Below are 12,887 nucleotides of genomic sequence, written 5' to 3'. Positions count from 1 at the left end.
AACGCAATGGAATACGTACGCCTTGGCCAGTCGGGCCTGAAGGTTTCGCGTCTGTGCCTCGGCACGATGAACATGGGCACGCCGCAATGGAAGCCGTGGATTTTCGATGAAGCGCAAAGCGAGCCGATCGTGCGTCACGCGCTCGAAGCCGGCGTCAACTTCATCGACCTCGCGGACTTCTATTCGACGGGCGTCGGCGAAGAAGTGGTCGGCCGCATTCTGAAGCGCCTCGCGCGCCGCGAGGAAATCGTCGTGACGACCAAGGTCGGCTACGACATGGGCGCGTATCAGAACGCCGGCGGCCACTCGCGCAAGCACATCATGGACGGCATCGACGGATCGCTCGCGCGTCTGGGCATGGACTACGTCGACGTCTACATGCTGCATTTCTTCGACGTGAACACGCCCGTCGAAGAAACGATGGGCGCGCTGAACGACATCGTGCGCGCGGGCAAGGCGCGCTACATCGGCGTGTCGACGATGTACACGTGGCAGTTCGCGAAGATCATGCAGGTCTGCGAGCGCAATGGCTGGCACAAGCCGATCAACATGCAGTTGCAACTGAACCTCGCGTATCGCGAGGAAGAGCGCGAGATGATTCCGTACTGCCAGGATCAGGGCGTCGGCGTTTCGGTGTTCAGCCCGCTCGCGCGCGGACTGCTGACGAGCGATCTGCAATCGACGCGCAATCAGACCGATTTATTCACCGCGCAGATGTACGGCGACACGGCATCGCGCGAGATCGCGGCGTCCGTCGCGCGCGTCGCGGCGAAGCGCGGCGTATCGGCGGCGCGGATCGCGCAGGCGTGGGTGCTGCAGCGCGAAGGCGTCGCGAGCATGCTGGTCGGCGCGGACTCGCCGGCGCAGTTCGACAGCGCGCTGGCCGCGTTGAACACGAAGCTCGATGCCGACGAGCTGCACGAGCTGGAGCGCAACTACACGCCTTGCGATCTGATCAACGACTACACGGCCGGCAGGCGCATCGCGCGCGAAGCGCGTCCCGCGCAAGGCGTGTTCGCCGATACGGTGGCCGATCTGGGTCAAGCAGCGAATCAGGCAGTGGGTAAAGCAGCATGAGCGAATTTCTCCGCACCGGCCACTACATCAACGGCGAGTGGTACGAAAGCGCGAACACGTACGCGGTTCGCAATCCGGCGACGGGCGAGGTCATCGCGAACGTCGCGAAGGGCGGCGCGCAGGAAACGGCGCAAGCGATCGACGCCGCCGAGCGCGCCTTTCCCGCTTGGCGCGCGCTGACCGCGAAGGAACGCGGCGCACGCGTGAAGCGCTGGGGCGAGTTGATGCTCGAACATCGCGACGCGCTCGCCGAGCTTTTGACGCGCGAGCAGGGCAAGCCGCTCGCCGAGGCCAAGGGCGAAGTCGGCTATGCGGCAAGCTTCTTCGAATGGTTCGCGGAAGAAGCGAAGCGCAGTTACGGCGACCTGATTCCAAGCCCGAAGCCCAACTCGAAGATCATCGTGACGCGCGAGCCCGTCGGCGTGGTCGCCGCGATCACGCCGTGGAATTTCCCGCTCGCGATGATCACGCGCAAGGCGGGCCCCGCGATCGCGGCCGGTTGCACGATGGTGTTGAAGCCTTCGGAAGAAACGCCGCTGTCGGCGTTCGCGCTCGCCGTGCTCGCTGGGCGCGCGGGCATTCCGGCGGGCGTGTTCAACATCGTGTCGGGCGATGCCGTCGCGATCGGCGGCGCGCTGACGGCGTCGCCCGTCGTGCGCAAGCTGTCGTTTACGGGCTCGACGCGCGTCGGCAAGCTGCTCGCGAAGCAGTCGGCGGATACGTTGAAGAAGCTCTCGCTGGAACTGGGCGGCAACGCGCCGTTCATCGTATTCGACGATGCCGACATCGACGCCGCCGTGCAAGGCGCGATCGCGTCGAAGTTCCGCAATACGGGGCAGACCTGCGTGTGCGTCAACCGCTTCTATGTGCAGGACGGCATCTACGACGCGTTCACGCAGGCGCTGACGGACGCCGTGAAGAAGATGCGCATCGGCGATGCGCTAAAGGGCGACGTCGAGCAAGGACCGCTGATCAACGAGGCCGCGCTCGCGAAAGTCGAGGCGCACGTGGCCGACGCACTGGAGCATGGCGCGAAGTCACTGACGGGCGGCAAGCGTCACGCGCTGGGCGGCACGTTCTACGAGCCGACGGTACTCGTCGACGCGACGCAGTCGATGCGGATCGCCGAAGAAGAAACCTTCGGCCCCGTCGCCGCGTGCTTCCGCTTCAAGACGGAAGACGAAGCGATCGAGGCCGCGAACGATACGCCGTTCGGTCTCTCCGCGTACTTCTATACGCGCGACCTCGGGCGCGCGTGGCGGGTCGCGGAAGCGCTGGAAAGCGGCATGGTCGGCATCAACGAAGGAATCATCTCGACGGAAGTCGCGCCGTTCGGCGGTGTCAAGCAATCGGGGCTCGGCCGCGAAGGCTCGAAGTACGGCATGGATGAGTACGTCGAACTGAAGTACATGATGATGGGCGGCCTCGCGCGCTAGCCGTCGAAGCTGTGTCCGCCACGCGCGGCGGAGAGCAAGGGAGTACGCGTCCCGGCGCGAACTGCGGGGCGCACGACTACGCGATTACGCGATCAAGCGATAACAAAGGAGACATCTTGACCGACCAGGACCTGCTTGCGCGGCCGTCCGGCCTCGCTTCCGATTCGGCGCGCGCAGCCGCGCGCGCCCATTCCAACCATTTCCACCATCCGCATGCGAGCGGCGATGCGATCCCGCTCGACGACGTGCCGCTCAACGCGTTCCACGTGAAGATCGCCGGGCTGACATTTGGCGCACACTTCACGGAAGGCTACGCGCTCGGCACGATCGGCTATGCGCTCGCGACGCTCAACAGGCAGATGCCGCTCGACGCGTTCTGGCAAGGCATGATCGGCAGTTCCGCGCTGATGGGCATCTTCGTCGGCAGTCTCGTGTTCGGCTGGCTGTCGGACCGCATGGGCCGGCAGCGCATCTTCCTGTTGAGCTTTCTGATCATCACGCTCGCTGCGTTCGCGCAGTTCTACGTCACGTCGCCGGGGATGCTGTGCGCGCTGCGCGTTCTGATCGGCTTTGGCATGGGCGGCGATTTCGCCGTCGGCCACGCGATCCTCGCGGAGTTTTCGCCGCGCAAGCATCGCGGCACGCTGCTCGGCTCGTTCAGCGTGATCTGGACGATCGGTTATGTGGTCGCGAACGTGCTCGGCATGTACTACGCGGATGCGTCGCCCGATGCGTGGCGCTGGCTGCTGGCCTCGGCGGGCGTGCCGGCGCTGGCCGTGCTCGTCATGCGCATCGGCACGCCGGAATCGCCGCGCTGGCTGCATGGCAAGGGGCGCATCGCGGAGGCGCAGGCCATCGTGCTGAAATACTTCGGCCCGAACGTGACGCTCGACGGCGCGCACGACGATCATGCGCATGCAAGCGGCGGCTTCGCGCGGCTGTTCAAGGCCGACCTGATCCGTCGCACGGTTTTCAACTGCGCGTTTTTCGTGTGCCTCGTGATTCCGTACTTCGCGATCTACACGTTCCTGCCGTCGATCCTCAAGGCGATTCATCTCGACAACGGCTCGGGCGCGGATTTCCTGCTCAACGGCTTTCTCGTGCTCGGCGCGCTGCTCGGCATCTGGCTGACGATCGCGCTGTCGCGCCGCCGCTTCCTGATCGGCTCGTTCGCGGTGACATGCGTGTCGCTGATCGCGTTGAGCATGCTGCCCGAGTCGGCAGCGCTCTGGATGATCGTCGCGTTCGCTGTGTTTACGCTGACGATGTCGGCGTTCTCGAATCTCGTCGGCGTGTTTCCGCCCGAGTGCTTCCCGACGGAAGTGCGCGCGTGCGGCGTCGGTCTCGCGATCGCGTGCAGCCGGCTCGGTTCGGCCGTCGGCACGTTCCTGCTGCCGCTCGGCATCGCGCGGCTCGGCTTTCATTCGACGATGCTCGCGCTGGCCGCGGTGCTGCTCGTCGGCATGATTGTGTCGATTGCGTGGGCGCCCGAGACCAAGCATCTGACGTTGAACCAGGCGAGCGGCGCGTAGCGGTCCACGCGTACCGAGTCATTTCTTCGGCATGAGCCCGAAGCCCCGTCGCGGGGCTTCGGGCTTTTTGTTTTTTGCTGCCTGTCGAGATTTTTCGAACTTTTTCTAATGCTTCTCAGGCTCAGGATTTTTAGAATTTCGTTCGTGCCAGACATCGTCGAAACGGTCAATCAGACGGCGGTTGTCGGCCAGCGGGTCAATTGGACGGCACGAAGGTTCCGCTCGTTGTTCATTCAGATTCTCATGAGCGTTCAACTGAAAACTCCTCATTTCCGCATCGGATCATCTCGATATTTAGGACTCGCCTTAGAGATTCGTGGTGCCGAAGTTTTTAGGATTTCGTCCGTGCCGGGCGTCGTCGAAATGTGCAGGCGGGCGACGCTGGTCGGCGAGCGGTTCGACGTGACGGCGCAAAGATTCCGCTGAGTTTCATAAACCTCGTTCTACTTCTTCATTCGGATATCAAGGAGCATTTCAATGCAAAAACGCATCATTTCCGCAGCGGTCGTCGTTGCCACGGGCATCGTCAGCCTGACGTCGCTCACGGCGCACGCCGCTGACGGCACGATCACGATCAACGGCGCGGTGTCGGACACGACCTGTTCGATCAACGGCGTGGCGAGCGGCTCGCCCGCCAACGTGACGACGACGTTGCCGACGGTCCCGACGGGTTCTCTGGCGAGCACCGGCGCTGTCGCCGGCACGTCGAACCTCGGCGACATCAAGCTGGCGCTCAGCGGTTGCTCGGGCTCCGCGACGAAGGCGGTTGCGCACTTCGAGAACGGCCCGACGGTCGATCAGAACAGCGGCTATCTGGTGAACCAGGCTTCGGCATCGCCGGCGCAGAACGTGGAAGTCCGTCTTTTGAACGCGCAGATGCAGCCGATCAACATCCTGACGACCGCCAACAACGACCTTGCCGCCAACGGCGCAACGATCTCCGGCGGTGCGGCCGTGCTGAACTACTTCGCGCAGTACTACGCGACGGGCAAGGCGCAAGCAGGCAGCGTCAATACGACTGTGCAGTACACGATGCAGTACCAGTAAAGCGCAGTACAAGGCGCTTGCGTCGGCAAGCGCCTTGATGACGGACGAATGTCGGAACCGGATCAAAGGTCAAGGCGATGAAAGCGATGTATCGATGGGTGGCGGCTCTGGGCTCGATGAGCGCGCTGTTGATGGGCGTGGCCCATGCGAGCGTGACGGTCGGCGGCACGCGTGTCGTGTATCCGCTCGATCAGCGCGAAGTGACCGTCAAGCTGAACAACGACAGCAGCACGCCGTCGCTCGTTCAGGTCTGGATGGACGACGGCAACGCCGAAGCGAAGCCCGGTGCCGGCAACGCGCCCTTCGTGATCACGCCGCCGATTTTCCGCATGGACGCGAGCAAATCGCAGACGCTGCGTGTCATGTACAGCGGCGCGGCACTGCCGCAGGATCGCGAGTCGGTGTACTGGCTCAACGTGCTCGACATTCCGCCAAAAGCCGACGCGACGCCGGACGCGAACACGCTGCAGCTCGCCTACCGCACGCGGATCAAGGTGTTCGTACGTCCGCCGAAATTGCCTGGCACGCCGGAAGATGCGCCGCGCCTGCTCGACTGGAAGGTCGTGCCGGCGCCGCAAGGCAAGGGCCAGGCGCTTGCCGTGTCCAATCCGACTGCGTGGCACGTGTCGTTCAGCGAGATCGACGTCACGTCCAACGGACGCACATTCAAGAACGAGAGCGGCGGCATGGTCGCGCCGCACGGCAAGGAGATCATCCCCGTGCCGCAGATGGCCGGTGTGCAGTCGGCAAAAGTGCACTACGTCGCCATCAATGACTTCGGCGGCGCAATCGAAGGCGACGCGACGCTCACGCCGTAGCGCGGAATCCGTGCTTTCCCGAGGCGCCCGCATCCCGGACGCCTGGTGCTTTCTTTCATTTCGTAAATGCCGGTGCGCATCACATCGCGATGCGCGCTGCGCCTTTGCGCGCGCGATTCCATCGAAAGACCTCCGTTTCACAGCAATCGAAGTCGGCACGTCATGAAGCATTCGCATTCCAGACAATCGCAAGCTGCTACCAGGCAACCGGCGGGTTCGTTCGTGCTGAATCCCGTCACGTCAGTTGTGCTTTCCGTATTCGCGGTGATCGGCTGCGCGGGTTCGGCGCATGCCGATGCGGCCGAGCCGGCGGAATCGAACGGCGCCGTTGCATTCGACACGACGTTCCTGCAAGTCGATCCAGGCGAGCGCGTCGACGTCGCGCGTTTTGCGCATGGCAACGTGGTGTCGCCAGGCGTCTATACGGTCGACATCTGGGTCAACGACAACCGCGTGGCGCACGATAGCGTGCGCTTCGTCGCCGCGCACGAGGGCGATAGCGCGCGTGCGTGCCTGTCGCGCAAGATGCTGGAAGGACTGGGTATCGACTTCGCGAAGATCGAGGCGGACCGGCAGCAGGGCGCAGCGCAGCCAACAACTGACGAATGCGTTGATTTGAGCGCGGTCGTTTCAGGCGCAACCGTCGATTTCGATTTCACCGAACAGAAGCTGGCGCTTTCGGTCCCGCAGAAATACATGCGCAATGCGGCACGCGGCTACGTGCCGCCGGAGCTGTGGGACAACGGCGTGAACGCGGGCTTTCTCAGCTACAACGCGAACGCCTACCAGTCCAATAGCGGCGGCGCGCATTCGACGCAGGGATATCTCGGCCTGAACGCGGGCGTGAACATCGGCGCGTGGCATTTTCGGCATCAGTCGTCGGTGACGGCATCGACGGGGCAGCCGACGCAATTCGACAACATCGCCACCTACGTGCAGCACGACGTCACGAGGCTGCGCTCGCAAGTGACGCTAGGCGACGCGCAGACCACGGGCGACGTGTTCGACAGCGTGTCGTTTCGCGGCGCGCAGATCGCCACCGACGATCGCATGCTGCCCGAATCGCTGCGCGGCTATGCGCCCGTCGTGCGCGGCACGGCCGAATCGAATGCGCGCGTGTCGGTGCGCCAGAACGGACAGGTGATCTACGAAACGAACGTGTCGCCGGGACCGTTCGAAATCCGCGATCTGTATGCGACCGGCTACGGCGGCAATCTCGACGTAACGGTGACGGAAGCAGATGGACGCACGAAGAGCTTCACGGTGCCTTATGCGTCTGTGGCGCAGTCGCTGCGCCCGGGCACGACGCGCTTCGCTATCACGGCGGGCCAATTGCGCGACAGCTCGCTGCAAACGAAGCCCGGCTTCACGCAATTCACGCTGCAGCGCGGGCTCACGAATCTCGTGACGCTGTACGGCGGCGCGATCGCATCGAACGGCTATCTGGCGGCGAATGTGGGCGCGGCGTTCAACACGAAGCTGGGCGCGTTCGCCGCCGACATCACCTCGGCGCGCACAGAGGTGCCGGGCTATGCGACACAGCAAGGCCAGAGTCTGCACATCGGCTACAGCAAGTTCATCGATCCGACCGACACGAACATCGCGGTCGCTGCCTATCGCTACTCGGATGCGGGCTATCTCAACTTGGCCGACGCCGCCAGAACGCGCGACTACGCGATGCGCGGCGGCGACAGCAACGCGACCTATCGCGAGCGCGGCCGCCTGCAACTGACGGTCAACCAGAATCTGAAGGACCACGGCTCCGTGTTCGTCACGGTGTCGTCGCAGCATTACTGGAATCGCCCGGGGCGCGACCTGTTCTATCAGGCCGGCTATTCGAACAGCTTCAGGTACGGCACGTACAGCGTGACGGCGAGCCGTACACGCAATTCGGATGGCGCGTTGTCGAACGAGATCATGGTCAGCACGACGATCCCGATTGGTCATACGCAGCACGCGCCGATGCTGTCGACGAACCTGAACGTGGGCAGCGGCACGTCGAGCATGCAGGCGAGCATCGGCGGCGCGGCGGGCGAAAACAACCAGTACTCGTATAACGCGTACGGCACGGTCAGCCAGAGTTCGAGGCAGGCTGTCAACGCCAGTGCAGGCATGAGCGGCGTGTACCGCGCGCCGTATGCACAGGTGACGGCGTCGGCGAGCGGCGGCGCGCGTTCGTCGCAGATGTCAGCGGGTGTGAGCGGCTCGATCGTCGCGCATCCGGGCGGCGTCACGTTCTCGCAGACGGTCGGCGACACGTTCGGCGTCGTCGAGGCGAAGGGCGCGGAAGGCGCGATGGTGTCGAGCGCGACGGGCGTGAAGGTCGATTCGCATGGCTATGCGGTCGTGCCCTACCTGATGCCTTACGGCATGAACACAGTGGATCTCGATCCGAAGGGAACGTCGACGGACGTCGAATTCGAATCGACGTCGGAGCGCGCGGTGCCGCGTCTCGGCTCCGTCGTGATGCTGAAGTACAAGACGGTGACGGGCCGCGCGGCGCTGATCCGCGCGCCGCGGCTGGGCGGTGAAACGCTGCCGTTTGGCGCCGATGTGGTCGATGCCGGAGGTCGCAACGTGGGCGTCGTCGCGCAGGACAGCCGGATTTTTGCGCGCGGTCTCGAGGACAACGGCACGTTGACCGTGAAGTGGGGGGGTGAGCCGGGTCAGCAGTGCAGCGTGAAGTATTCGTTGCCGGTTAAAGGCGGCAACAGCGAAACGGCTTATACGTCGGTGGAGTCGCATTGCGCGGGTACTGCACCCACTTTGGCTGCACGCAACTGATCAATCAGATCTGCGAATTTCACCTTGATCACGGATAACGTCATGAACATCGATGACATGCTGCGCCGGCTGGTGCGCGCATTCGCAATGCTGGCGCTGGTAGTTGGCTTCGCCAGCCACGCCCATGCTGACTGCCCGACGTCGACCGGCTTGCCGGCGACATTCACCTATGGCTCTGTGGCAGTGTCGGATAGCCTGGCCGTCGGAGGTGTTATTCCGGGCACCGTGCGAACGTTCACGATCATCGGAAAGTGCTCCTTGAATTCGCTTTACAACATGCCGATTGTCGCGTGTCCGCCCAGTGGTACCGCCGTGCCCGGTATGACGGGCGTCTATCCGACGAATGTCGCGGGTATCGGTATGAGAATGCGCGACGCCAATGGAAATCCGATGGTTGGTACGGGATCGTGTTCGATGAGTTCGTCGTTGGGGTACACAGGTGCGGATGGCAGCTTCAATGTTTCCGGCTCATTCGAACTGGTCAAGACAGGAACGGTAAGTAGTGGCTCGATCACGGGCGCCTGGTACAACACGGGCGTCTTGAACACCGGGTACACGTTGAACAACGGTTCTAGCACGATGTCCGTCGCCAATGGCACGCAAGTGCGTGTCGTGACGTGTTCGGTGACGGCGGCCACAGCAAACCAGACCATCCCGCTCGCGACGGTCAGCCCTTCGATGTTTACGACGGCCGGGTCCGTCGCCGCGCGAACAGGTTTTTCGCTTGGTTTGAATTGTCAGTCCGGTGTGAAGGTCGCCATTACGTTCAGTTCAACATCGGGCAATTCAGGGGTTGCCTCGGTTCTCGGAAATCTGGGTACGGCGCGGGGAGTGGGAGTGCAATTGCTCGATTCCACACAGGCTCCGATTACACTCGATTCGCCTCTGACGTTGACATCAAGCACGACGGGCAATATGTCGTTTCCCTTTTATGCACAGTACTTTCGTGTGGGTACGCCGGCTGTCATCGCGGGCAGTGTTCGTGCGACAGCTGTCTTTACGATGAGCTATCAATAGGCCGGTCGAATGACCGCATCGGTTGCCGATCCGCGGTCTCGAGGACAACGGCACGCTGACCGTGAAGTTGGGGGATGAGCCGGGTCAGCAGTGCAGCGTGAAGTATTCGTTGCCGGTGAAGAGCAAGAGCGATAAGGCCGATGTGGCGTATACGGCCGTCGAGTCTCACTGTTTCGGCGTGGTGCCGGCTGAAGCGGCGCGAAACTGAACAATACGGCCATCGGTGGCGGCCGGGTTGAGGCGCCGCCAGCGCATTCAACGGGTGGATTTGAAAATATGTGCAACGTCCCAATTCACGGAGTCGAATTGAAATCGAGCGCCTCTCATGCAGCACGTTGCGTGAAGGCGCTTGCATATCGAGCGATGGTAGGCCTCGTAGCAATGCTCACGTTAGTGGCGCCGGCCACTCGCGCGGTGGCGGGCACGATCACGTTCCCGCTCTACGGGATGCCGAGCTTGGTGTTTCCCGCTTCAATTGCCGTTTCGCGCGATGCGCCCGTCGGCACGGTGTTATCGAGTCAGTCCTACAACGCTGGTGCGTCCGCGAACAGCGTGACTTGCAACGTTCAGCAAGACGCCACAGTCAATGGCACTCCCCTTCCCGGCGATCCATTCACGTTTCAGACTAACGTGCCTGGCATAGGTGTGCGCTTTTACATTACCAACGGCTGGAACGGCGGATGGATTCAGGTTCCCGTTTCGCAGACCTTTCCCGCCCCTAGCGGATCGACCGGGCACTACACGAGAGCGGATCTCGTCGTCACCGGGCCCGTGAGCACGGGTTCGATAACGACACTACCGAGCATGACAGTCAAATTTTCGGGAAGCTGCATTACGACTGTGACCGCAACACAATCGTTGACGCCCGGTACGGCCATAACGAGCAACACGTGCAGTGTCACGACGCCAGCGCTTGCTTTCGCTCTTCCAAAGGGGCTTTCGAACAAACTGACAACCGCGGGATCTACGACGGGGGACACGACCGTCCCGCTCGGTCTGAATTGCGCGGCGGGGGTCAAGGTTGCAGTGACAATCACCGATGCGACGAATCCACAGAACGTGACGACCACTTTGTCGTTGGCCGCGGGATCGTCGGCTTCGGGAGTAGGCCTGCAAATACTGAACGGAAGCACGCCCGTCGCATTCGGACCTGATTCAGCCGTGGCAGGCAATACAAATCAGTGGTCGGCCGGCACGGCAGCGGGGGGAGCCATGCAAATTCCGCTCACCGCTCGTTACGTCAGGACTTCGGGTACATTGGTTCCAGGAAATGTCGTGGGCAAAGGGACTTTTACCATGTCCTATCAATAGAGTCCGAGGCGGCTCCGGCCGCGCGGACACTGCGGTTGGCCAAAGAGCGACGAGCAAGCCTCGTCGCGAGTCGCGGCGGAAGAACGTCGAAAATCCATGATCTGTCCCGGCACGTGTATCATCGCCGCTTTCACAGACTCTTGTCGGGCAGGTAGCCAGGCCTGTCGTCGCACCGGACAGCGTTTTGTCCCTGCTGTTGCCCGCAGGTTCGACCCTTATTTCCATGTCAGTCTCCGAACTCAAACGCCGCCGTACTTTCGCGGTCATCTCCCACCCGGACGCGGGTAAAACCACGCTCACCGAAAAGCTGCTGCTGTTTTCGGGCGCGATCCAGATCGCGGGCACCGTGAAGGGCCGCAAGAGCAACCGCTACGCGACGTCCGACTGGATGGAGATCGAAAAGCAGCGCGGCATTTCCGTCGCGAGCTCGGTGATGCAGTTCGAGTACGGCGACTGCGTGATCAATCTGCTCGATACGCCGGGCCACGAAGACTTCTCGGAAGACACGTACCGCGTGCTGACGGCCGTCGATGCCGCCGTGATGGTGATCGACGGCGCGAACGGCGTCGAAGCGCAGACGCTCAAGCTGCTCGAAGTGTGCCGCAGCCGCAAGACACCCATCGTCACGTTCATCAACAAGCTCGACCGCGAAGTGCGCGAGCCGCTCGATCTGCTCGACGAAATCGAGCAGCACCTGGGCGTGTCGGCTGTGCCGTTCACCTGGCCGATCGGCATGGGCAAGGACTTTCAGGGTGTCTACGACGTACAGAACGATCAGGTGCGCGTGTTCCGCGCGGGGCAAGACACGCTCGGCGGCGAAGTCGAGACGGTGCGTGCACCCGGCGACGAAGAAGGCGAGCGCCGCTTCGGCCACGCATGGGTGCGCGCGAAGGAAGAGATCGAGCTGATCACGGGCGCGACGCCCAGCTTCGATCGCGACGAATTTCTCGCGGGCCAGCAGTCGCCCGTGCTGTTCGGCTCGGCGATCAACAACTTCGGCGTGAAGGAAATTCTCGACGCGCTCGTCGACCTCGCGCCGCCGCCGTCCGCGCGGATGACAGTGCAGCGCCCCGTGCAGCCCGACGAGCCGAAGTTCACGGGCGTCGTGTTCAAGGTGCAGGCGAACATGGATCTCGCGCACCGCGACCGCGTCGCGTTCATCCGCGTGTGCTCGGGCCGTTTCGAGCGCGGCATGGCGTTGAAGGTCACGCGCAACAACAAGACGTTCCGCGCGAACAACGTCGTGACGTTCCTGTCGCAGCGGCGCGAGACGGTGAGCGAGGCGTACGCGGGCGACATCATCGGCATTCCGAATCACGGCACGCTGAGTCTCGGCGATACGCTGACGGAAGGCGAGCTGCTGCAATTCGTCGGCCTGCCGTTTTTCGCGCCGGAAATTTTCCAGACGGTCGAAGTCGTCGATCCGATGCGCGCGAAGCAGCTCGGCGAAGCGTTGAAGCAGCTGGGCGAAGAGGGCGCGATCCAGGTGTTCAGGCCCGTCGTCGGCGGTCTGATGATTCTGGGTGCCGTCGGGCAGCTGCAATTCGAAGTGGTGTCGCACCGGCTGTCGACGGAATATAAGGTCGACGTGCGGATGTCGCCCGCGCGCTACCGGATGTCGCGCTGGGTGACGTGCGACGACGCCGCCGAGCTGCGCCGCTTCTGCGATTCGTACTCGCCGCGTATCGCCTACGATGCCGCCGAAGCGCCGACGTATCTCGCGTCGCACATCTCCGAAATCGAAGTCGCGCAGAAGGCCTGGCCGAAGATCGTGTTCAACGAGCTGCGCGAGCATTCGGGCGCGCCGTTCAGGAAAGCGATGTAACTTTAACGGCGCGCGATTCGTACGATTCCCCGCCGCTTGA

General features: G+C 63.0%; 11 protein-coding genes. All 11 read left to right on the top strand.

The features are described from left to right. Positions 1 to 6 precede the first annotated feature (6 nt). The 11 genes from GCT13_RS00285 (at position 7) to GCT13_RS00240 (ending at position 12,847) form a co-directional block, all read left to right on the top strand. Complete coding sequence (locus GCT13_RS00285) at positions 7 to 1,077, top strand: aldo/keto reductase (protein ID WP_152754793.1); 1,071 nt, start codon at positions 7 to 9, stop codon at positions 1,075 to 1,077. Then, on the top strand, positions 1,074 to 2,513 hold the full coding sequence (locus GCT13_RS00280) for an NAD-dependent succinate-semialdehyde dehydrogenase (RefSeq protein ID WP_152754792.1): 1,440 nt from the start codon (positions 1,074 to 1,076) through the stop codon (positions 2,511 to 2,513). The genes GCT13_RS00285 and GCT13_RS00280 overlap by 4 nt, the downstream gene beginning before the upstream one ends. Before the next feature lie 116 nt (positions 2,514 to 2,629). Then, positions 2,630 to 4,045: an MFS transporter gene (locus GCT13_RS00275; RefSeq protein WP_152754791.1), complete on the top strand. Its 1,416-nt coding sequence runs from the start codon at positions 2,630 to 2,632 to the stop codon at positions 4,043 to 4,045. A 144-nt stretch (positions 4,046 to 4,189) separates the two neighbouring features. After that, positions 4,190 to 4,471: a hypothetical protein gene (locus GCT13_RS00270; RefSeq protein ID WP_152754790.1), complete on the top strand. Its 282-nt coding sequence runs from the start codon at positions 4,190 to 4,192 to the stop codon at positions 4,469 to 4,471. 51 nt (positions 4,472 to 4,522) lie between these two features. Next, positions 4,523 to 5,092, top strand: coding sequence for a fimbrial protein (locus tag GCT13_RS00265; protein ID WP_152754789.1), 570 nt, complete (start codon positions 4,523 to 4,525; stop codon positions 5,090 to 5,092). Positions 5,093 to 5,169: 77 nt separating this feature from the next. Next, positions 5,170 to 5,910: a fimbria/pilus periplasmic chaperone gene (locus GCT13_RS00260; protein WP_152754788.1), complete on the top strand. Its 741-nt coding sequence runs from the start codon at positions 5,170 to 5,172 to the stop codon at positions 5,908 to 5,910. A gap of 162 nt (positions 5,911 to 6,072) precedes the next feature. Next, complete coding sequence (locus tag GCT13_RS00255; RefSeq protein WP_152754787.1) at positions 6,073 to 8,694, top strand: fimbria/pilus outer membrane usher protein; 2,622 nt, start codon at positions 6,073 to 6,075, stop codon at positions 8,692 to 8,694. A gap of 42 nt (positions 8,695 to 8,736) precedes the next feature. Next, a complete protein-coding gene (locus GCT13_RS00250; protein WP_152754786.1) occupies positions 8,737 to 9,711 on the top strand; it encodes a fimbrial protein in 975 nt (324 codons plus the stop codon). A 22-nt stretch (positions 9,712 to 9,733) separates the two neighbouring features. Then, positions 9,734 to 9,919 carry a FimD/PapC C-terminal domain-containing protein gene (locus GCT13_RS00245; protein WP_152754785.1) on the top strand — a complete coding sequence of 62 codons (186 nt, stop codon included), beginning with the start codon at positions 9,734 to 9,736 and terminating at the stop codon, positions 9,917 to 9,919. Positions 9,920 to 9,987: 68 nt separating this feature from the next. Continuing rightward, complete coding sequence (locus tag GCT13_RS51115) at positions 9,988 to 11,022, top strand: fimbrial protein (protein WP_407670718.1); 1,035 nt, start codon at positions 9,988 to 9,990, stop codon at positions 11,020 to 11,022. A 223-nt stretch (positions 11,023 to 11,245) separates the two neighbouring features. After that, positions 11,246 to 12,847: a peptide chain release factor 3 gene (locus GCT13_RS00240; RefSeq protein ID WP_087732324.1), complete on the top strand. Its 1,602-nt coding sequence runs from the start codon at positions 11,246 to 11,248 to the stop codon at positions 12,845 to 12,847. Positions 12,848 to 12,887: the final 40 nt, after the last annotated feature.

Origin of the sequence: Paraburkholderia franconis, from assembly GCF_009362735.1 — a bacterium.
In the GTDB taxonomy this organism is placed as follows: domain Bacteria; phylum Pseudomonadota; class Gammaproteobacteria; order Burkholderiales; family Burkholderiaceae; genus Paraburkholderia; species Paraburkholderia franconis.
Note: the sequence above shows the minus strand (reverse complement) of the source record. Positions and strands in the feature narration are given on the sequence as shown.

Excerpts from the sequence above, each read along its gene's own strand:
- GCT13_RS00285 (WP_152754793.1), top strand. The coding sequence starts at position 7 with ATGGAATACGTACGCCTTGGCCAGTCGGGCCTGAAGGTTTCGCGTCTG.
- GCT13_RS00280 (WP_152754792.1), top strand. The coding sequence starts at position 1,074 with ATGAGCGAATTTCTCCGCACCGGCCACTACATCAACGGCGAGTGGTAC.
- GCT13_RS00265 (WP_152754789.1), top strand. The coding sequence starts at position 4,523 with ATGCAAAAACGCATCATTTCCGCAGCGGTCGTCGTTGCCACGGGCATC.
- GCT13_RS00260 (WP_152754788.1), top strand. The coding sequence starts at position 5,170 with ATGAAAGCGATGTATCGATGGGTGGCGGCTCTGGGCTCGATGAGCGCG.
- GCT13_RS00255 (WP_152754787.1), top strand. The coding sequence starts at position 6,073 with ATGAAGCATTCGCATTCCAGACAATCGCAAGCTGCTACCAGGCAACCG.
- GCT13_RS00250 (WP_152754786.1), top strand. The coding sequence starts at position 8,737 with ATGAACATCGATGACATGCTGCGCCGGCTGGTGCGCGCATTCGCAATG.
- GCT13_RS51115 (WP_407670718.1), top strand. The coding sequence starts at position 9,988 with ATGTGCAACGTCCCAATTCACGGAGTCGAATTGAAATCGAGCGCCTCT.
- GCT13_RS00240 (WP_087732324.1), top strand. The coding sequence starts at position 11,246 with ATGTCAGTCTCCGAACTCAAACGCCGCCGTACTTTCGCGGTCATCTCC.